We start from the raw sequence: 20,540 nt of genomic DNA on the forward strand, positions 1-20,540 counted from the left end.
TTGCTGGCGGCCTTGCTTTTACATCGATGCCATCAGGTAGGGATTTTTCTTGCCGGGCTCGTACTGCCGTGCCTTGATTTCCATGCGAGCGATACTTTGCAGGTGAACCTCATCCGGGCCGTCGGCGAAGCGCAATGCACGCCCCCATGTCCAGCTATCCGCCAAAGGCGTGTCGGGACTCAGCCCCATCGCACCGAACACCTGTATCGCCCGTTCGCACACCGCGACATGCACACTCGGTACGAGCGCCTTGATCATGGCGATCTCCTTGCGTGCCTCCTTCGCGCCCACGTTGTCAATCATCCACGCGGCTTTCAGAACAAACAGCCTCGCCTGATCGATTTCGATCCGCGACTTCGCAATCGATTCAGCCACCGATCCGAGCTCATGCAGCTTCTTTCCAAATGCCGTGCGCGCCTGGGACCGTTCCACCATCAACTCGAGCGCCAATTCCGCTGCACCGATCGAGCGCATGCAGTGATGAATCCGTCCCGGCCCGAGGCGCGCCTGCGCGAGCGCAAATCCGCCGCCCTCCTCGCCGAGCAGATTCGAACGGGGTACGCGTACGTCTTTGAATTCGATCTCACAGTGTCCTTCCGGCGCCACGTGATTGACCACCGCGACATTGCGGATCACCCTGACGCCCGGCGTATTACGCGGCACGAGGACCATGCTTTGCTGGCGGTGGCTCGGCGCGTCCAGGTCTGTCTTTCCCATCACGATGAAGAGTTCGCAATTCGGGTGCGCCGCGTTCGTGATGAACCACTTCCGGCCATCAATTACGTAGTCGTCCCCGTCACGACGAATGGACGTGGTGATATTGGTCGCGTCCGACGAGGCCACAGCCGGTTCCGTCATGGCGAACGCCGAGCGAATCTTGCCGTCGAGGAGAGGCTTGAGCCACTGTTCGCGTTGGGCAGGCGTCGCGAACATATGGAGCAGTTCCATATTGCCGGTGTCCGGAGCATTGCAGTTAAATACTTCCGACGCCCACGACACCCGCCCCATGATTTCCGCCAGCGGCGCGTACTCGAGATTGGTCAGGCGAGTACCGGGTTCGTCATCCCGCAGATGCGGAAGGAAAAGATTCCAGAGCCCTTCTTCACGCGCCTGTTCCTTCAACGTTTCCATAAAGGAAACCGGATATTGCCCGGCGTTCACCTCCTCATGCCATTGATGAATACGCGGAACAATGTGCGTATCCATGAAAGCACGCACTTGTGTGCGCAGCGCTTCAACCTTCTCGCTATATGCAAAATCCATTTTCTGTTCCTCAATCATTAAAGAATATTGTCAGTGCATCGACCCGTACCGTGGTTCGGCTGGGCCATTAGATCGTCAGTCCGCCATCAACGACGATGCACTCTCCATTGGTATAGCTCGCGGCATCGGATACCAGATAAAGCACCGTACCCGCCATCTCGCGAGGCTCCGCGTGACGCCTCAGCGGAATCCTGGACACCATGTTTTCGACCATCGCCTGATCTGCAAACAACGCTCCGGCGAAGCGCGTTTTGGTCAACCCCGGGAGCAACGCGTTTACCCGAATCCCCAGCGGCCCGCACTCCTTCGCGAATGCCCGCGTCATGTGCGCAACGGCGGCTTTCGTGATCGAGTAGATGCCCTGCTTGTCGCCCGGTTGCAGTGCGTTAACGGAAGCCGTGTTGACGATCGCACCGCCGCCGTTCTCCCGCATTAACTTGCCCGCCTCCACAGACATAAAGAAGTAACCGCGCAAATTGACATCCACCGTCTTTTCGAAAGACGTCAGATCGGTATCGAGAATGTGGCCGAAATACGGATTCGTCGCCGCGTTGTTGACGAGAATATCCAGCCGGCCATGTTGCGCGCGAATCTGCTGGAAGATCGCCTGAATGTCCTCCAGACGCCCAACGTGGCAAGGCTTGGCTTCCGCGCTGCCGCCCGCATGTCTGATTTCGCGTGCCACGACCTCGCAATCTTCAAGCTTGCGGCTCGACACAATCACGTGGGCGCCCTGCTCCGCGAGCAATTTGGCAATCTCTTCGCCAATACCTCGGCTGGCACCGGTAACCAGTGCAATCTTCCCGTTCAGATCAAACAAATTAGTAGTCACAATTAGCCTCAGTGTGTCTCAGGTTCCAGTTTTCCGCCTGATTTCAGATCAGGTCGACGCCCATCTTTGCAAGCACCCCTGCCATCTCTCCGACCTGCCGCGCCTTGTCATTCGACGCGTTACCGCCCAAGGCCCGCTTCTTGACGCCCTGCGCAATGGCCGCGAGCCGGAAGAAGCTGAACGCAAGGTAGAAGTTCCAGTTCTCAATCGACGCGATGCCCCGAAGCCGGCAGTATCGCTCGATGATCGTCGCCTCGTCCGGCACCCCCAGCTCGGCTCTGTTCAACCCTTCGAGACCGGCGATATGACCGTGCGGAGGAAGCCGCAAGCACATGCAAAAGTACGCGAGATCGGCTAGTGGATTGCCGAGCGTGGAGAGTTCCCAGTCGAGCACCGCGCGAACCTGCGGCGAGCCGCGCATGAAAATGAGGTTATCGATACGGAAATCGCCGTGCACGAGCGAAGGCTTACCGGCTTCGACGGGACAGTTCAAGGGCAGCCACTCGATCAGGGTCTCCACGGCAGCCAGCACGTCGGTTTGCGCCGCACGATACTGCCTGGTCCAGATGTCGATCTGACGCGCGAAATAGTTTCCGGGGCGACCATAGTCGGCTAGACCAACAGCCTCCACATCCACATCATGGAGTGCCGCCATGGTCCCGAGCAAAGCGTCGTAAATGGCGCCACGTTCCCCGACGGGCAGTTCCGGCAAGGCTGGATTCCAGAAGATCTCGCCGTCCTCGAAGCTCATGACGTAAAACATGCTGCCGATGACGTCACGATCCTCGCAAAGGTGATACGCACGCGCGACCGGTACCGGCGTTCGACTGAGTGCTGTGAGCACGCGGTATTCACGATCTACCGCATGTGCGGATTTGAGCAGCGTGCCGGGCGGTTGACGCCGCAGTACATAACTGCCGCTTTGCGCTTTCAGGAGAAACGTAGGATTGGATTGCCCACCAGCAAATTTATCGATAGACAACGGCCCCTGAAACCCGGGCACGTGCGCCGTCAGATAACGCGTGAGCGCTTCGGCATCGATTTGAAAGTTAGCGTTCATGGTATTGCGGATCCGATTCGAATTAACCGTAGGTGATGAATTCGCGCCGCTCGACAGCGTCGAGATGAGGCAGCGAGTTGAAGCTGACTAGCGACATCGCGGTGTCGTTAAAGACATATTGGCAAACGCTGCTGTTCCGGATTTGCATGTTCAGCGCAATGGCGGCCGCCGCCGGCGCCTGCAGAATCTGCTGGGTAAACACGGCTATCGGACCTCCGGAACTCACGACCAGAACCCGCTTGCCGCCTGCTCGCTGAACGGCGAGACGCGCACGCTCAACACGCGTCTGGAACTGTTGCCACGTTTCAGGAACAGGCCCCGGCAAGCGATCTTCGGACCAGAGGTGTAGCGCCTTCTTGAGGTCCTTGTAGAAGCTCGTCTTCGAACTCTCGACGGAAGAACCCGGCCCGCATTTGTCTTCGTCAAGAGCGGCAAATAAAGCCCTGAAATCGTATTCGTTCAAGCCCGCGTCTTGCACGACGTCCACTTGAAGACCGCCCATCCCGGCAAGAATAGCGTCGGCGGTTTGCTCGTGCCGCCGCATCGTGCCGATGACAACCCGATCAAACTCCAGTTTTGTCTTTGCGAAGTATTCGCCGAGCCAATGCGATTGCTGACCACCGCAAGGCGATAGCTCGTCATAGTTTTCGGCGCCGAAAGACGCCTGCCCGTGCCGCACCAGGTAGAGTTCCGCCATGTCATCCTCGTCTCAACATAGCTTGAACGATACCGAGTCTCGCCTCATTCAGGAAATTTATTGTCGTGATACCTGACGATAACTTTTCGTGACACCTAGTCCGCCTCTCGCATGAGACGGCCAACCTGCTCGCGTAGCCAACGATGAGCCGGGTCCCCCGTGACACTTCGGTGCCAGTAGCTATGCGCCTCGAGATTGGGAAGGTCGAACGGCAGTGCCAGGATGCGCGCGTCGTAACGCTTAAGGAGCTTGAGCGGTGCGGTAAGAACGAGGTCTGTGCGCATCGCGATCAACGGAGCCACCAGATAGTGCTGAACCCGGGTCTGGATCGAACGCCTGAGACCGAGCTTGTTGAGTTCCGCATCCACCAGACCGGGGCCCTGGCGCCGGCTGGACACGTGGATGTGACCGAAGCCGAGATAGTCATCGATCGTCAGCTTCTTCTTGGAGAACGGGTGGTCCTGACGCAGCATGCACGCATACCGGTCGCGGCCCAACGGCTCCTGTTCGAGGTACGGGTCGTCAATCAGCGGCGCATCGATCGCAAGATTGACGGCGCCACTCGCCAATTCTTTGGGAACGTCTCTGCGCGTCGTGAAATAGCTCTCGATGCGTATGCCAGGGGCGAGCCGCTGCAGAACCTCCTCCAACGCGGGGAGCAGCAACGCCTCGGTCTGGTCGTTCATGCTCAGCCTGAAGGTCCGTTCCGACGACGCCGGATCGAATTGTTCTCCGGCATGGGTACTCGAGTCGAGCAGTTGTAGCGCATCACGAACGCGCCCAATGATGTTCTCGGACATCGGCGTCGGCACCATGCCGGCCGGCGTGCTCACAAAAAGTTGATCGTCCAGCGCCTTGCGCATACGCGCCAATGCATTGCTGACAGCGGGCTGCGTGATGAAGAGCGTCTCCGCTGCACGTGTCAGGTTTCGCGTTCTATACACCGCGTCGAAAACCACAAATAAATTCAGATCGATTTTGGATAGACGCATTTTCGGATTCCCTGACGCTGCCTGAAGCCTTAAGCAGCAGTTTATAAGTTATGCGTAACTATTTCGTTCGGATTGTGTGATCTTCGAACGCGGACACGATGCCGTCAATCATTGCTGCAATGCGCGCGGTATGCCGAAGGTCTTGATGCGTGACGAGCCAGATTTCATAGACCGCCCCGCGCGCGGGTTCCGGCCATATCTGCACGAGGCCGTCGTGTTCAGCCAGATGTATCGGCAGCTCACCAATACCGATGCCGGCCTTTACCGCGGTGCGTAGCATGAGGCTGGAATTGAAAGTCGATACGATGCGCCCCGCGTGTATCGGTTCGCCAGCAAGAGTTGGCGATGTGGATGATCGACTACCTGTCCAGTTTCCCTGATAGACGACAAGATCATGGCCCGCGAATGCGGAGCCAGCAGCGGGCTTGCCGTGCTGCTCAAGATATGCCTTCGATGCAAAGAGCGCCATGGGCCAGCGAGCCAGGCGTCGCGCGACAAGATCGGGATTGTCCGGCCTGACTGAGCGGACCGCGATATCCGCTTCACGCTTTGCCAGATTGAGCATGATCGTCGACGTGTCCAGCAGGACCCGCACTTCCGGATGCGCAGCATGCAGACGTTCGATGGCGGGAAGCAGGAATTCGAGCGCGATCGAGTCGGTGCTGGTGACTCTTACGTCCCCCGCAAGCCGTGTATCCGTGCCCTGAGTTCGTCTGACGAGTTCGTGCGCGGACTGTTCCATTTTCTCCGCTGATCTCAGCGCGGCCTCGCCTGCGGCGGTCAACGCGTAACCCTCAGAGGTGCGCAGGAAGAGCGTTGCACGTAGGGCGTGCTCCAGTGCTGCAATGCGTCTGCCGACCGTCGCCTGATCGAGATTGAGCGTCCTGGCCGCTCCACGGAGCGTTTTTTCGCGCTCCACCGCGAGAAACACGCGCGCGTCATCCCAGTTCATGGTGCCGCCCTCCTGATGCAAATTTGCATCTCACCACGCGAATAATGCTGCACATATTCATCAATGTCGATGCCTATACTGAACTTAACGAACGCAAGAGTTCCTCGTTGAATGATCCGCCCGGATCATCCGAGCCTCATCTATTGAAGGAGTGGTATCCATGTCTGCCTCAACCTATCGTGTGCCGTCGTCCATGACGGCCATTGAGATTAAACAGCCCGGCGGTCCGGAAGTCCTGGTGCCGACTACGCGCCCCGTGCCGATGCCGGCCGCCGATCAGGTTCTTATCCGCATCCACGCGGCTGCCGTGAACGGCCCAGACGTTTTCCAGCGTAAAGGGCTGTATGATCCGCCCCCCGGCGCTTCGGACATTCCAGGGCTGGAAGTGGCGGGTCAAGTGGTTGCCGTTGGCTCCGACGTGTCTCAATTCCAGATCGGCGAACTGGTGTGTGCATTGATTCCCGGCGGTGGCTACGCAGAATATGCCGTCGCGCACGCCTGCAACACGATGCATGTCCCCAAAGGCCTGACGTTGGTGGAAGCGGGGGCCGTGCCCGAAACGTTTATGACGGTATGGCTGAACCTGTTCCAGCGCGGCAAGCTGGTTGCCGGCGAATCGGTGTTGATCCATGGCGGAGCGTCAGGTATCGGTACTACGGCGACCATGCTGGCGAAGGCATTCGGCGCTGCGAAAATCATCACGACAGTGGGGTCGCAGGCGCATCGGGAGGCGAGCCTGGCGCTAGGCGCAGACCTCGCGATCAATTATCGCGAGGAAGACTTTGTCGCCGAAACAAAGCGGTTCACAGAGGGACGAGGCGTCGACGTAATCCTCGACATCATTGCCGGCGATTACGTGGCCAGAAACTATGACGCTGCAGCCATGGACGGTCGGATCCTCCAGGTGGGCGTGATCGCGGGGCCGGCGAAGGATCTCAACCTTGTGCCGATGTTGACGAAACGTCTGACGCATATGGGCTCGACATTGCGCTCGCGCACCTCCGCGGACAAGGCGACCATCGTCAATGAACTGGAGCGGCAGGTCTGGCCGCACATCGAGAGCGGCAAGATCAAGCCGGTTATCTACAAGACCTTTGCGCTTGCCGACGCTCGCGGCGCTCACGAGCTGATCGATTCCGGCGCACACTTTGGAAAGATTGTCCTGACGACAGGTGCCGATCTCATTGGCTGAAGAAGCCTGGGGGATGATCGATCGCGGCCGCCACGTTACCGTTCGAATCCGGGGTTCTCGATCGCCCATCATCGGATCTGTCGAACAACGCCCGTCGAAATGGTCATCACCGGTCAGGGGCATTTGATCCGGATTCCTTTATAGATGCGAATGGCTTGATAGTCACGAAAGACACGCCCGAGAATGTCCCGGCATGGCGACATTCTCTTCAGGCTGACCGTCTCGACTCAACGCGCCGGATTGACAGCGGACGCAGCATCGGGCCTCATCCCACGAGGAACGGGAGTCTGACTCTTGTGATGCGAGGGCGGTGTTACCGGCGGCCCTTGAATGAAGACATGCTGCTGCAACGCGGTTGTGTCCGTGTTACGCAGGATGATGTCGGCTAGCGTCGTGTTCGCAATCATATGGGTGGTTGGAGGATCGAACCCCTGGTTGAGCCAGAAGAAACGATCTCCCGCGCGCAACGCGGAAAACTGGTTGCCGATGATTCTCTGAAACGTTGGCCCGACAACCGCGTTGGGCGCGTGCGCTTCCGCGAGTCCGCCAATGAAAAGGTCCACTTGATCAATCGTGCCATAGACGGTTTTCAACTGGGCCTGCAACGCGGGATCGCTGGTCAATGCATCGAACGACTGATAAGGCGCAAGGCCTAACGCTATGCGGATCTGGTTCAGGCTGCCAACTCCCACATCGCGTTCGCGCTGGATGTCGATCGCTATCAGATCGATCAGATCGACTCCGCCGCCCACGAGGCTGGCGGCCAGCAGATTGCGCAACGTCGCGACCACATACACGTCCGTTGCCTGCGCGAAATCCAGGCTCAGCGAGCGCAGGAGGGGATCGGTGCCGTTCGCAATGTCGACTTGAGGTGTATTGAAGAACGCTTCGCTGAGTCCCTCACTGAAGGTGGTAACGCCAGCGTTGTCCACGCCCTCCTGGGTATCCGAGATCTGCGAATGACCGACGCGGAACGCGGCAGCAGAAAATTCCTGCGAGATCTGCGCGTTCTGCGAGGAGTCGTATCCCCTGTAGGGTCCGAGCACCGGGCCGATCAGCACAGGTAAATACTCGGAATACACAATGTTCTCGTACTCGGCGGTGGTGATCGCTCGCGCCATGTTGTACAACTGGTCACCTGACCAGGTCGGTTGCTGGGCTTTCAGCTGACCTACCCAATTATTGTGCTCGCGCATGAAAAGCGTCGTGGTCGCTGTGAGCTCGGGATTCTCCATTACCCGCGGGTCGCCACTTTCAAAGACACCGGCGACAATCGGAAGCGACTGTCCGTCGGGCGACGCTTTCAAAGTGCCGTCCGCGTTGCGCAAGCTATCGGCCATTTCCTGAGTCGAGCCGTAGAGTTGCGACAGGTCGAGATAACCTGCAACCGTGTTGACGATCGTATTGGTCGCCGGACTGCGGACCGCTCGGGTCATTGAGATGACGGTGCCGGCGCTCACGTCGGGATCATTCGCGGGAATTGTGATGTTGATCGCGTCGGTCGTGAGCGGCGCCGCTTCGAGACCCAGATCGTGATCGACGAATTGCCCCCACACATAAAGCCACGCAGAGGCAACCGGATCGGTGGTCTGGCCATTTTGTCCCTGCGCGCCAGTGCCACCCGAAATAATGTTGGAAATGGTCCGGGGATTCGGGCCGTTTATCAGGCCGTTGGCCGTGCCAGGCGCGAAATTCAACGGGGCCAAATTCAATTCCGGACTGCCCGGCGTGGCGTTGAAGTTGGGATTGTCGAGGTTATTACCCGTGCCGCCGATTGGCCGAAATGACTGGAGCAGTGTAATTGGATGAGCTGCGGAAAGAGCGCCGTGCGTGTCAGCGAAAAGCCTTGCTGGAAGTGCAGCGACGGCGATTGTAAATGCCGAACACCCCACCCGCATATATCGATGGATTCGCAATTCAATTCTCCTCGTTGTATTTGCTTAATCAACATTGACTCTTCCGCCCGTGCTCTGGAAAGCCGGGACACATGTCGATCATCGTTGACGCCTTGCGGATGGACGGCGCAAAGGCGTAAGGCACGATGCAGCGGAGAGAAACGAAATTCAATAAAAAATAATATTACGATCGATGAAATTGATTTGATTTGACTATGCGGACTGAATACGGCTATTTGTAGTATTTAACACCCGCATATTTTTATCAGGATCAGCGGATGTGAAGGCGGAATAAACTCGATTGGTTGAAACCTATTTGTTTTAACTTACCGATCACCGCTTTTCGATAGGAATTTACAAAATGTTGTTGGGTGGAAATCCAAATCAGCTTTTCCGGATGACCTGCTTGCGACCCTCAGCGGCTGCTTTTAACCGCGCTTCTTCGGCACGCTGAGCAGCCGCAACCCGGTCAACCGAGCGAGCAAATTGCCGTAAGGGATTCAGTTCGACTGTTCAGATGCTTCGCTCGATGAACGGCCGTAGGGTGCATCAGGTTCACGCAAGAACTCTGCAGCCCGCTCGCCGATAACCACGCACGGCGCCATCGTGTTGCCGCTCGTTACGCGAGGAAGGGCGGATGCGTCCGCCACTCGCAAGCCTTCCACGCCATGAACTCTCAGCTTGCCATCCACCACCGACATTCCGTCGAGCCCCATCCTGGCGGTGCCGCTTTGATGCCAGAATGTCGTAAGTCCATTACGGATGTACGCAGCGAGTTCGGCAGGTCCGTAAGACCACGGCGCGACCTGATGCTTACTGAACCCTGCCAGTGCCGACGCGCGGCCCATCGCGCGCGCGAAATCCAGCCCTCTGACCAGGTCGGTCAGATCCTGCGGCGCAGCAAGATAGTTGGCGTCAATGCGCACCGGGTCGGTCGCGGCAGCACCTGTGAGATGGATACTGCCACGGCTTAGCGGCCGCATCCCGATCACCTGGGTCCAGCAGTCACTCGGGAGCCTGGCGCCTGAGGCGTTTTCCGGCGTGAGCAAGGCACCCGATATGGCGTAGCTATAGAAGTTGGGGCTGTCCAGTTCGGGCCGGCTCTTCCAGAAAATCGCGGTCTGGCTGCGTGGGAAAGGTCCCAACACGTCGCCCTCGCTGGCCCAGACCGAGGCAATCGAAACGTGGTCGTGCAGATTGCGTCCAACACCTTCAAGTGTCTGCAACGGCGCAATGCCGGCACGCTGCAACTCCTGTGCAGGGCCGAGTCCCGATTGCATCAAGAGCTTGGGCGTGTGAATGGCGCCCAAGGACAGAACGATCTCCCGATGCGCTTCGGCCGTCACCAGCTCGCCTTGATAGTCGAACTCGACCTTGGTCGCACGAAGGCCGTCAAACAGAACGCGGACGACATTCGCTCCAGTCAGTACGGTCAGATTGGGTTGCGCCATCAGCGGATACACGTAGGAGCGAAAGATCGACTGCCGCTTTTTATCGCGAACCGTTTCATCGACCAACGCGCATCCACCTGCCGCTTCCATCATGCGGCCGTTCGCGTTGGGAAAGCGCGCGAGACCCATTGATTCGGCGGCCCCCATCAGGCGCTCTGAAAAAGGAAGGGGCTCTTGGGCCGGTTGAACGTGCACCGTTCCGCTTTTGCCGCGATAGTCTGGGTCTGGCTCACCTGCCCACTTTTCGATGCGATTGCGATAAAGCTCAAGGACGGCGCGGTAGCTCCACGTTTCTTCGCCAGTCAAGGTGGCATAGAAGTCCCAATCTGCCTGATGTCCTCGTGACCACGTTGACACGTTGATGCTAGAGCCGCCGCCGAGCCCCTTTCCCATCGAATACGCTAGAGCACGTCCGTTTAGCTGGGGATTGCCCTCTGCAACAAAGCCCCAATCCATCTCGCCGCCTAGTGTCAACGGCCAGCAATTCGGATCCTGCACGAGTTCACTCTCGTCATGACAGCCCGCCTCGATAAGCAGAACCCGCAGGTTTGGGTCCTCCGCGAGCCTTGCCGCTACCACGCATCCCGAGGTGCCCGCTCCGCACACGATGAAATCATAAGGCGCGCTGATGCGAGCAGCGAGCTCGCGCTGATTGCGCCGGACGTGCACGGCGAATTCTTCGTTTGTTACCATGACGACTCCATTGATTTAATTCGGATTGCTTTACATCTTGATGTTGAGAAGCAGATTGGTGGTTGTTTCCCACGCTTGCGCACAAGTCAGAAAAGCTGAACGCACAGAGTGACTGCATGGACTTCGCCTGCACGTCGAAATGCCCTGGCGGAGATCAACGAAAGGCCAGACAATAGGTCGCGTGACAGGGGAACCCGACTGCCGTGCCAACAACGCCGCCGACAATCAACCCGTGCTAAAAAAACCCATTCTTCGCTTCTATCGTCCTGGCGGGAAAAATGAGGGAGCTGTCCGTGTTCGACAGCCATCGAAGAATAATATGGGCGGTGACCTAAGGCGTGAATGCCAGGGCGTCTCACTCATCTGCTCGATCGTCTCAGTTTTTGGAAGACGAGGCCGATTCGCGTCGGTGGCATCGCTGTAAGAAAGTTGATTCTGGCTGCGTCAGGAAGCACGGTCATTGACAAGATGCCGGCAGGTGCCAGGACCTCGACACGCGGGACAAGCAACTTCAGCCATGCGCAAAAATACAATATGGAGGGGGACCCCACGTCCGAAAGCCGTTGCTCGCAGTACAGCCGCCACGTCGCGTTCACCCATTCTCGATGTCACGGTTGCGAAGAATTTGCTGTGCCGGGCGGAAGCAGTGTGATCCCGAATCGCGGCGCTGCGGCGCGCATCTTTTCTTTCAATTCAACGCTCGGCGGCGCAGGCTCAAATGGTGCATACAACGGCTCGGCACAAGTCTCGACGAACTGATCGAATCCAGCCGGCGCGCAGATTACAAGGTACCGAACGGTTCGATCCGAACGATTGATGAGTTGATGAGCCGTGCCACGTTGCAGGAGCAGCGTCTCGCCAGTGCGCAATGTGTGAAGTGTTCCTTCGATATCGACACTGAGTTCACCATCGAGAATGTGAATGGTTTCATCTTCATTTTGATGTTTGTGGTTTGGCGTGGCACGACCGGCCGGAGAGGAAATCTCGAGCATGCAGTAGGAACCTTCAGACTGCACACCGGAAACCAGAAGACGAGCATGCGAGCCGCCGAAATCGAGGTCGACCGGTTTAATGTTTTGGAAACGCATTGGGGGGATCCTTTTTTCACGTTGAGTTCAGTGGGTCAATGTAACCCGATCCGCCTCGTCGTTTAATCGCCTCGCTGCCGTTTCATTGACGACACATTAGCGCGAATCCCTTGATTGAAGCCTTGCCGATTTAGATCGACTTTTTGGCGATGAGCGATCTTGCCGCCTAGAATGTCTGAAACGCGAAGCAACAATCAGGCGTTTCCGTAAGCGCGCTTTTTATGCACGGTCAATTGGGCTGATGAATGTGTGCGAACAGCGTCGGCGGAATCAAAGCATGCCAGAGACGGATCCTGGGGCTCTGTGTGCGTGACGTCCTTAGCTTACTTGTGCTTACGCCGCCCCGCGTCCCGGTTGTAACGCGCGGGATTTAATCAGAGGGGAAATTCGATGGAACTCCCTCCTGTCGGACAACATCCGCAGAGCTGCACCGGCCCGCAACTCGGAACCTGGAGGCTGCAGTCCTTCACGACTGAAGACATGGCGACCGGTCAGAAGACCGATATGTTCGGCGCTCACCCAAGCGGCTATCTCAGCTATGGGCCTGACTGCCGGATGTGCGCCATCCTGGTCAAGGAGGGGCGTAAGGCGCCTCACAATCTCATTCCAACCGACGCGGAGCGCATCGATCTCTACGGCGGGTTTATCGCCTACGCGGGGACCTACAGTATCGAAGGCGATAAAGTTAGCCACCATATCGATGCATCGTGGAATCAGGCGTGGACAGGGACGACCCAAGTACGTCAGTTTCGAATCGACGGCAACGCCTTGCACATTAGAACGCTGCCCGCGAAGGACCCAATGACCGGCAACGAAACCTCGGCTGTGTTGGTCTGGATTAAGGTCGAGTAGACGCGCATCGCTGTCGAGCCGGCTAAACACGCTCTCAACACGCTCGCCACATGACAATCTCCAGTTGCTCGCGGAGATCGTCATGTGGACGGATTCTCGTCTTGTTCAGGTTGCATGCGGAAGACAACCGAACTTCCTCAGATCCATTAAGCGCGCAGCGGTCTCAACCCCGCGCGAACCTCCTCGGCAAATAATTGCGGCTGTTCCCACGCGGCAAAGTGCCCGCCTTTATCCACCCTGTTGTAATAGATAAGGTTGTGATACGCACGCTCAGTCCAACTCCGCGGGGCCTGATAGTTCTCGCGAGGAAAGACGCTCACGGCTGCAGGAACGGATACATCGGCGGCGGCCACGAAATTGAAGTGAGACTCCCAATAGAAGCGCGCCGCCGAAATCCCCGTGTTCGTCAGCCAGTAGAGCGTGATGTCGTCGAGGACGTCGTCGCGTGTCAGCGCGCCGGCGGATTCTCCATTGACGGGCCGCCCGAATATGGCCGAGGTCAGTGCCGCCGCTGGCTGCACATACCCGTCACCGTGATCAAGAAGCCAGCTTGCCAACGCAATGGGCGAGTCAGCCAGTCCGTAGAGCGTTTGCGGGCGTGTCCCCATCTCCAATGCATAGGCGCGTCGCTTCTTGGCCGCGCTGCTCAGTTGCTCGTAAGCGTGCTTCTCGTCGTCCGAGATGCCCGGTGGCGGCGGGTCCCCTGCTTGAAGCGCCTTCGCAATCTCGGGTGGAATAGTTGCGGGAAAGTTAACATGAATGCCCAGCAATTCCGGTGGCGCCTGCTTAGCCATCACGTTCGCGACAACTCCGCCAAGATCGCCGCCTTGCGCCGCAAATTTCGTGTATCCGAGGCGTTTCATTAGTACTACCCAAGCACGCGCGGTGCGCTCTGGACCCCAGCCGGTCGTGGTTGGTTTGCCCGAAAATCCATAGCCCGGCAAGGACGGAATGACCAGGTGAAATGCGTCCGAAGCACTCGCACCATAGGCAGTGGGATTGGTTAGCGGACCGATAATCTTGAACTGCTCGATGACCGAGCCGGGCCACCCATGCGTGACGATGAGCGGCATCGCGTTTTCATGTTTCGAACGAACATGGATGAAATGAATGTCCAGCCCATCGATCTCGGTCACGAACTGCGGCAGGGCATTCAGTTTTGCCTCGCACTTGCGCCAGTCGTAGTCGGTCGACCAATGGCGTGCGACTTCCTGAATCATCGCGAGCGGCACGCCTTGCGAGTCATCGCTGACCGTCTCGCGGTCAGGCCACCTGGTCGCTTTGATGCGTCTGCGCAAATCGATAAGTTGCGACTCCGGCACGTGCACACGAAGTGGACGAATAGCGGTCTTGTCGCCGCTCGTCGACTCGGCAACGTCAGTAATCGTTTGATTAGTCTCTGCAAAAGCGAGCTGACTCAAAGAGCCCGCAGCAACGCTCGCCGCTGCCACACTGACAAAACGACGGCGAGACGGCGATTCGGGAAGAATGTTGTCTAACATGAAATCTCCTGTTGGCGGTGAAGCTGGGTTTCCAATCAAAGGCAACGTAATCCCACGAGCCATTGAAGGCGGTGTCTGGCGCAGAGCGCGATGTTGTGCATCACCTCGATGCACAACATCGCGCTACGAATCACGGGTTTTCCGCCAGCAAGGACTTGATCTTCGCTTCGGTCTGTTGGTAGTCACCTTCGCCAAAGTGCGTGTAGACCACGTGCCCTTTCTTGTCGACCAGATAAAACGCAGGCCAATATTGATTGTCGTACGCGTTCCACGTTGCATAGCGGTTGTCTTGCGCTACCGGGTAGGTGATGCCGAGACGCTTGATGGCCGTCTTGACGTTGCCCGTATCGCGTTCGAACGGGTACTCGGGTGTGTGCACGCCGACCACTACCAGGCCCTGGTCCTTATATTTCTGATTCCAGGTTTTCACGTAGGGCAGCACGTCGATACAGTTAATACAGGTGTAGGTCCAGAAGTCGACCAGCACCACCTTGCCGCGCAACTGCTGCATGGTCAGGGGATCGCTATTCAGCCATTTATCGATGCCGGTGAATTCCGGAGCGGTATTGCTGGAGCCAACCGGGCTGGCAACAGCGCTTGCGGCAGCATTAGCCGCTGGCGTCGCAACAAGACTTGCGATTGCCACCGCGCCGCTTGCAACGGCTGCAGCGAACAGGGCGACGGTAACGGAGGTTTTGAGTCGGGAGAGCATGTCAGACTCCTTTCAGTGGTGAGCATGGCTGTATTGAAACGCCCGCTCGTATCTGGCTTGTGTCGCCGAGGTGGCTTGGGTGCAATGTTTTGTGTCGGGCGAACGCCCAGATACATTGCGATACAAAGCGCCGCGCGTATTGGGCTATAAAGCAACCATCCCTACTGTGGAGAGCCACATGAGCACCGAACTGCAGCACGGGTCCTGTCATTGCGGGACCGTGAAATTTGAAGTCCGTACCGCCGTCGCCCCTGCTACGCGTTGCAATTGCAGCCTGTGCCGGCGCAAGGGCGCGCTGATGACACCAGCGTTCGCTGCGAGCGAACTGAAGATCCTGAGTGGCGAGGAATCGCTCACTCTGTATCAGTTCAATACGCGCACGTCGAAGCACTATTTCTGCAAACATTGCGGCATTTATCCGTTCCACCAGACGCGGACGAATCCGCAGCTCTGGCGCGCCAACGTCGGTTGCCTGGAAGGCGTTGACCCGTATACGCTGGAGGCCAGCGTGGCCAATGGCGCGAGCCTGTCCGTGGTGGAGGATGCATGAAACGGCTAATGGCGATTCTCGCCTTCCTGGCGGGCGGACTTGCAACGGAATTGGCGCACCCCGTGCAATGTCTGTTGGTCAACGCGAACCGGGTGCGCGTTTATCGTCGGAAGGATTGATCCATCGATGGAAAATACCGACCACGTGCTGATCGTCGACGACGATCGCGGCATCCGCGAACTGCTTGCCACCTATCTCGAGAAGAACGGCATGCGCGTGTCGCTGGCCGCCAACGGCCGCCAGATGCGCGCAGTCCTCGAGCAGGGTGCGCCCGACCTGATCGTGCTTGACCTGATGATGCCGGGCGAAGACGGCCTCGTGCTGTGCCGGGAATTGCGCGCGGGCAAATTTCGCTCGGTGCCGGTATTGATGCTGACCGCTCGCAGCGAGGAAGCGGACCGCATCGTCGGGCTGGAAATGGGTGCTGACGATTACCTGTCCAAGCCGTTTGCCGTGCGTGAACTGCTGGCACGGATCCGCTCCGTGTTGCGCCGCGCCCGGATGCTGCCGCCCGGCATGCAGGTGACGGAAACCTCGCCGATGATCGGCTTCGGCGACTGGCGGCTGGACACCACCGCACGCCACCTGCTAGACGCCGAAGGCACCATGGTGGCTCTCAGCGGGGCGGAGTACCGCTTGCTGCGGGTGTTCCTCGATCATCCGCAGCGCGTCCTCACGCGGGATCAATTGCTCAACCTGACCCAGGGCCGCCAGTCCGATCCGTTCGACCGGTCGATTGATCTGCTGGTCAGCCGCTTGCGGCAGCGCCTGCAGGATGTAGCGCGCGAGCCCCGCTACATCAAGACGCTGCGCAGTGAAGGCTATGTATTTTCGGCAGCCGTGACCATGATCGAAGGTAACCCATGAAGCTGAATGCCGTGCTGCGATGGCCGCGTACGCTGTTCGCAAGGCTTGCCCTGATTCTCTTTGTCAGCCTTGCGCTGGTGCAAACGCTTTCAGTCTGGCTCACCATGACGGAGCGGGACCAGACCATGAATAACGTGATGATGGGTTACATCGAACGCGAGGTCACCAGTTCCGTCGCGCTGCTCGATCATTTGCCCGCTAACGAACGTGCCGAATGGCTGCCGAGGCTGGCGCGGCGCACCTATACGTTCAATCTGGGGCCTGGGGTCACCGGCGCGCCGCCGGATGCAGACCTGTCCGCGCGGGTAGCTCAATCGATTGCAGACGGCATCGGCAAGCGCTATACGCTGACGGCCAACGCCGTACCGGGTGACCCGGGCCGCCTGCAGGTTCATCTGCAACTGAGTGACGGCACGCCGCTGACGATCGACTACCACCCCATGCCGGGCATGCCGCTGTCCCCGTGGTTGTCGTGGGTGCTTATCCTGCAACTGGTGGTGCTGGCTGCCTGCTGCTGGCTGGCGGTGCGGCTGGCAACACGCCCGCTGAGCCAGTTGGCGCGAGCGGCCGACACCTTGGGCCCGGACCTGAAGGCGGAGCGCCTGGCCGAAGACGGACCGGACGAAGTGGCGCGCGCGGCGCGGGCGTTCAACGCCATGCAGGACCGCATCAAACTGTACATGACCGAGCGCTTGCAGATCCTCGCGGCAATTTCCCACGACCTGCAAACGCCGATTACCCGCATGCGTTTGCGCCTGGACGTGATGGACGACAACGCCGAAGGGGCAAAACTGCAGCAGGATTTGCACGAAATGGAAACAATGGTCAAAGAGGGCGTGACGTACGCGCGCACCATGCACGGCGCCAGCGAGGCGCCGCTCCGTATCGACCCGGACGCGTTGTTCGACAGCCTGGTGCTCGACTATATCGATGCCGGCAAGGACGTCTCGCTGCAAGGACAGATTGCTGCGCCCCTGGTGACGCGCCCGCAGGCGCTGCGCCGCATTGTGGGCAATCTCGTGGATAACGCGCTAAAGTTTGGCGGAGCGGCGGAGATCAAGGTTGCTGCGTCGCAGGACGGACAGGTTTCGGTCTCGGTGTTCGATCGTGGGCCGGGTATTCCGGCTGAGTCGCTGGAAGCGGTGTTTGAACCCTTCTACCGGCTGGAAGAATCGCGCAACCGCGGCACTGGCGGTACCGGACTGGGACTCGCCATCGCGCGGCAACTCGCACTGGCGATGAACGCGGCGTTGTCGCTGCATAACCGGCCCGACGGTGGCCTGGAAGCCAGGCTTTTGTTGAAAGGCGCCAAATAGATTCGGATAACTTATTGATTACGGGGCGTGCTCGTCTTTGTATCTCAATGTATCTACACAGTCAGTGAATACATAACGTTTCACTGGCTCCCTTCACATACACAAGCCAGATACGTCCGTGGGTTCCAATAGCTGCAGCCAGATTGTCTGGCTTCGCAAGCAAAACAAGACATGCACTGCGCTTGTATGGGGAATCTTTAAGGAGAATCAGCAATGCCGGACCAGATCAATACTCGACGTCGTCGTCTGCTTGGGACGACCGTCGCAGGGTTCAGTTTGATGGAGTTGGGGTTGAGCGGACTTGCCAAGGCGCAGTCGAATACGCCTGCGGCCGGCACGCAAGCTGCAACGCATGGTGCTTCGTTCGACAGCATCCGGCAGGTCAATGCCGGAACGCTCAGCATGGGTTATGCGGAAGCGGGCCCGCAGAACGGGCCGGTCGTGATCCTGCTGCACGGCTGGCCCTACGATATCTACTCCTTTGCGGACGTCACGCCGTTGCTCACCGCCGCCGGGTATCGGGTCATCGTGCCGTATCTACGTGGTTATGGTTCCACGCGTTTTCTCTCCGCGGATACGCCTCGCAACGGTCAGCAGGCTGTAGTTGCCGTCGACATCATTGCATTCATGGATGCATTGAAGATCGACAAGGCCATCCTCGGCGGCTTCGATTGGGGCGCGCGCACGGTCAATATCATTGCCGCACTGTGGCCGCAGCGTTGCAAGGCGATGGTGTCGGTGAGCGGTTACCTGATCGGCAGCCAGGAAGCGAACCAGGCGCCGCTGCCGCCGAAGGCCGAGCTGGCGTGGTGGTACCAGTTCTATTTCGCAACCGATCGTGGTCAGGCGGGGTACGCCGCGAACCGTCACGACTTCAACAAGCTGATCTGGCAACTCGCGTCGCCTAAATGGAATTTCGACGATGCGACGTTCGACCGCTCGGCAGAGTCTTTCAACAATCCGGACCATGTCGCGGTGGTGATTCACAACTATCGCTGGCGTCTCGGGCTGGCCAAGGGCGAGCCGCAATACGACGAGATCGAAGCGCGTCTGGCGAAGTCGCCGACCATCTCCGTTCCGACCATCACCATGGAAGGCGACGCCAACGGCGCGCCACATCCCCCGCCGGCAGCCTACGCGAAGAAGTTCACCGGTAAGTATCAGCACCGGAACATCGACGGCGGCATCGGACATAACTTGCCGCAGGAAGCGCCGAAAGCATTTGCCGATGCGGTTATCGACGTCGCTCGTCTTTAAGGCGAAGTAACGGCGGATGCGACGACGATCGGGAATCGTCGTCGCAACCCTTTACCTCAACGATCCGCGAGTTTTCCAGAGATGGTTCGCACCAGCAACGCACCCAGCACAAGACATACGGCCACAAAATACAGGCCCATGCGATTGTCGTGCGTAGTCACGTTGAGCCATCCCACCGCATACGGCGAGACAAACCCGGCGAGGTTACCCACGCAGTTGATTCCAGCAATCCCGACGGCCACGGAAGTGCCGGCAAGGAACGACGATGGAATGCTCCAGAACAACGATAGCGCCGACAATATGCCCGCAGCCGCCACGCTCAACCAGATCACCGCGAGCGTCGGATGGTGACCCACATAGCCGCTTGCAGCGAATCCAATCGCACCGATCACGGCCAGCACGGAAAAATGCATCCGGCGCGAGCGAAAGCGGTCCGAGCTCATTCCGGTCAGTATGATCGCGGGAATGGCGACCAGGTACGGAATGGCCGATAACCACCCGATTGTTGATACGTCAGTTAAGCCCGAGTCCTTGATGATCGACGGCAACCAGAAGCTGATGCCGTACAAGCCGATGATCTGGCAGAAGTAGACAGCGCAGAGCTTCCAGATGTGCCGGTCAGAAAGAATAGCGCCGAGGTTGTGATGCGTTGTCTTCTCGGCATCCTCCCGATCGATCTCGCCCGTGACTAACGCTTTCTCCTCGTCGGTCAGCCACTTCGCCTGCGTGGGACGATCGACCATCAGGGCCAACACCGCAATGCCGCAAAGCAGGGCCGGAAACGCTTCGATCAGGAACAACCACTGCCATCCCGCCATGACGGTTGAATGGCTGAAGCTGCTGAGTACCCAGCCCGACAACGGGCCGCCGACTACGCCCGACAGCGGAATCGCGATGTAATACACGCCGAGCGCAAACCCCCGTTTTCTCGCAGGAAACCAATAGGTCAGATACAACATGATGCCTGGCGAGAAACCGGCTTCGGCCACGCCCAGAAAAAAGCGGGCGGCGTAGAACTGCATCGGCGTTTTCACCAGCAGCGTGAGCGCGGAAATAATGGCCCACGTAATCATGATGCGCGCGATCCAGAGACGAGCGCCGACCCGATGCAGGATCAGGTTGCTGGGTACTTCGAAAATAAAATAGCCGATGAAGAAAATTCCGGCGCCGAGGCCATAGACGGCATCGCTCATGTTCAGGGCACTGAGCATCTGCAATTTGGCAAAGCCCACGTTCACCCGGTCGAGATAACCGCACAGATAACACAGCACGATGAACGGCATGATGCGCCAACTGATCTTGCGGTACACATCGGTACGCCCCCCCGGCGCCACCAAAAGGGTTTCGCTGATATGGCTCATGTCTCCTC

General features: G+C 58.5%; 18 protein-coding genes. 6 read left to right on the forward strand and 12 right to left on the reverse strand.

The features are described 5' to 3' along the window. Positions 1-18: 18 nt before the first annotated feature. The 6 genes from FH08_RS0107460 to FH08_RS0107485 all read right to left on the reverse strand — a co-directional run bounded on the left by FH08_RS0107460 (position 19) and on the right by FH08_RS0107485 (position 5,796). Entirely contained in the window at positions 19-1,263 is a 1,245-nt protein-coding gene (locus tag FH08_RS0107460; protein ID WP_031357727.1) for an acyl-CoA dehydrogenase family protein, read from the reverse strand. 67 nt (positions 1,264-1,330) lie between these two features. Beyond that, complete coding sequence (locus tag FH08_RS0107465; RefSeq protein WP_031357728.1) at positions 1,331-2,095, reverse strand: SDR family oxidoreductase; 765 nt, start codon at positions 2,093-2,095, stop codon at positions 1,331-1,333. 43 nt (positions 2,096-2,138) lie between these two features. Then, positions 2,139-3,155 carry a phosphotransferase family protein gene (locus tag FH08_RS0107470; RefSeq protein ID WP_031357729.1) on the reverse strand — a complete coding sequence of 339 codons (1,017 nt, stop codon included), beginning with the start codon at positions 3,153-3,155 and terminating at the stop codon, positions 2,139-2,141. Positions 3,156-3,177: 22 nt separating this feature from the next. After that, a complete protein-coding gene (locus FH08_RS0107475; protein WP_031357730.1) occupies positions 3,178-3,852 on the reverse strand; it encodes a histidine phosphatase family protein in 675 nt (224 codons plus the stop codon). A gap of 95 nt (positions 3,853-3,947) precedes the next feature. Beyond that, complete coding sequence (locus tag FH08_RS0107480) at positions 3,948-4,844, reverse strand: LysR family transcriptional regulator (protein WP_031357731.1); 897 nt, start codon at positions 4,842-4,844, stop codon at positions 3,948-3,950. A 58-nt stretch (positions 4,845-4,902) separates the two neighbouring features. After that, on the reverse strand, positions 4,903-5,796 hold the full coding sequence (locus FH08_RS0107485) for a LysR family transcriptional regulator (protein WP_031357732.1): 894 nt from the start codon (positions 5,794-5,796) through the stop codon (positions 4,903-4,905). Between the two features lie 160 nt (positions 5,797-5,956). On the opposite strand from FH08_RS0107485, the gene FH08_RS0107490 reads away from it, so the two are divergent. Then, complete coding sequence (locus FH08_RS0107490; RefSeq protein WP_031357733.1) at positions 5,957-6,988, forward strand: NAD(P)H-quinone oxidoreductase; 1,032 nt, start codon at positions 5,957-5,959, stop codon at positions 6,986-6,988. Positions 6,989-7,215: 227 nt separating this feature from the next. Here the strand turns inward: FH08_RS0107490 and FH08_RS0107495 are convergent, their stop codons facing one another. From FH08_RS0107495 to FH08_RS0107505, 3 genes are all read right to left on the reverse strand, one after another. Further along, complete coding sequence (locus FH08_RS0107495) at positions 7,216-8,886, reverse strand: peroxidase family protein (RefSeq protein WP_051887875.1); 1,671 nt, start codon at positions 8,884-8,886, stop codon at positions 7,216-7,218. 497 nt (positions 8,887-9,383) lie between these two features. Continuing rightward, entirely contained in the window at positions 9,384-11,027 is a 1,644-nt protein-coding gene (locus FH08_RS0107500; protein WP_035565549.1) for a GMC family oxidoreductase, read from the reverse strand. A 608-nt stretch (positions 11,028-11,635) separates the two neighbouring features. Next, a complete protein-coding gene (locus FH08_RS0107505) occupies positions 11,636-12,115 on the reverse strand; it encodes a cupin domain-containing protein (protein ID WP_051887877.1) in 480 nt (159 codons plus the stop codon). Between the two features lie 390 nt (positions 12,116-12,505). Between FH08_RS0107505 and FH08_RS0107510 the strand changes: the two genes are divergently transcribed. Next, the gene (locus tag FH08_RS0107510) at positions 12,506-12,967 is read left to right on the forward strand and encodes a lipocalin-like domain-containing protein (protein WP_051887878.1); all 462 of its coding nucleotides are present in this window, start codon (positions 12,506-12,508) and stop codon (positions 12,965-12,967) included. A 146-nt stretch (positions 12,968-13,113) separates the two neighbouring features. Here the strand turns inward: FH08_RS0107510 and FH08_RS0107515 are convergent, their stop codons facing one another. After that, positions 13,114-14,469, reverse strand: a complete 1,356-nt coding sequence (locus tag FH08_RS0107515; protein WP_031357738.1) for an epoxide hydrolase family protein — start codon at positions 14,467-14,469, stop codon at positions 13,114-13,116. Between the two features lie 130 nt (positions 14,470-14,599). After that, positions 14,600-15,181, reverse strand: a complete 582-nt coding sequence (locus FH08_RS0107520; protein WP_031357739.1) for a thioredoxin family protein — start codon at positions 15,179-15,181, stop codon at positions 14,600-14,602. Positions 15,182-15,359: 178 nt separating this feature from the next. On the opposite strand from FH08_RS0107520, the gene FH08_RS0107525 reads away from it, so the two are divergent. The 4 genes from FH08_RS0107525 (at position 15,360) to FH08_RS0107545 (ending at position 19,171) form a co-directional block, all read left to right on the forward strand. After that, the gene (locus tag FH08_RS0107525) at positions 15,360-15,731 is read left to right on the forward strand and encodes a GFA family protein (protein ID WP_031357740.1); all 372 of its coding nucleotides are present in this window, start codon (positions 15,360-15,362) and stop codon (positions 15,729-15,731) included. Positions 15,732-15,857: 126 nt separating this feature from the next. Then, complete coding sequence (locus tag FH08_RS0107535) at positions 15,858-16,598, forward strand: response regulator (RefSeq protein ID WP_031357741.1); 741 nt, start codon at positions 15,858-15,860, stop codon at positions 16,596-16,598. After that, positions 16,595-17,914: an ATP-binding protein gene (locus FH08_RS0107540; RefSeq protein WP_031357742.1), complete on the forward strand. Its 1,320-nt coding sequence runs from the start codon at positions 16,595-16,597 to the stop codon at positions 17,912-17,914. The genes FH08_RS0107535 and FH08_RS0107540 overlap by 4 nt, the downstream gene beginning before the upstream one ends. Positions 17,915-18,127: 213 nt before the next feature. Then, a complete protein-coding gene (locus FH08_RS0107545; RefSeq protein ID WP_031357743.1) occupies positions 18,128-19,171 on the forward strand; it encodes an alpha/beta fold hydrolase in 1,044 nt (347 codons plus the stop codon). 56 nt (positions 19,172-19,227) lie between these two features. Here FH08_RS0107545 and FH08_RS0107550 read toward each other — a convergent pair whose 3' ends face one another. Then, entirely contained in the window at positions 19,228-20,532 is a 1,305-nt protein-coding gene (locus FH08_RS0107550; RefSeq protein ID WP_035565551.1) for an MFS transporter, read from the reverse strand. Positions 20,533-20,540 lie beyond the last annotated feature (8 nt).

The organism is Caballeronia sordidicola (assembly GCF_000729995.1).
In the GTDB taxonomy this organism is placed as follows: Bacteria; Pseudomonadota; Gammaproteobacteria; order Burkholderiales; family Burkholderiaceae; genus Caballeronia; species Caballeronia sordidicola_A.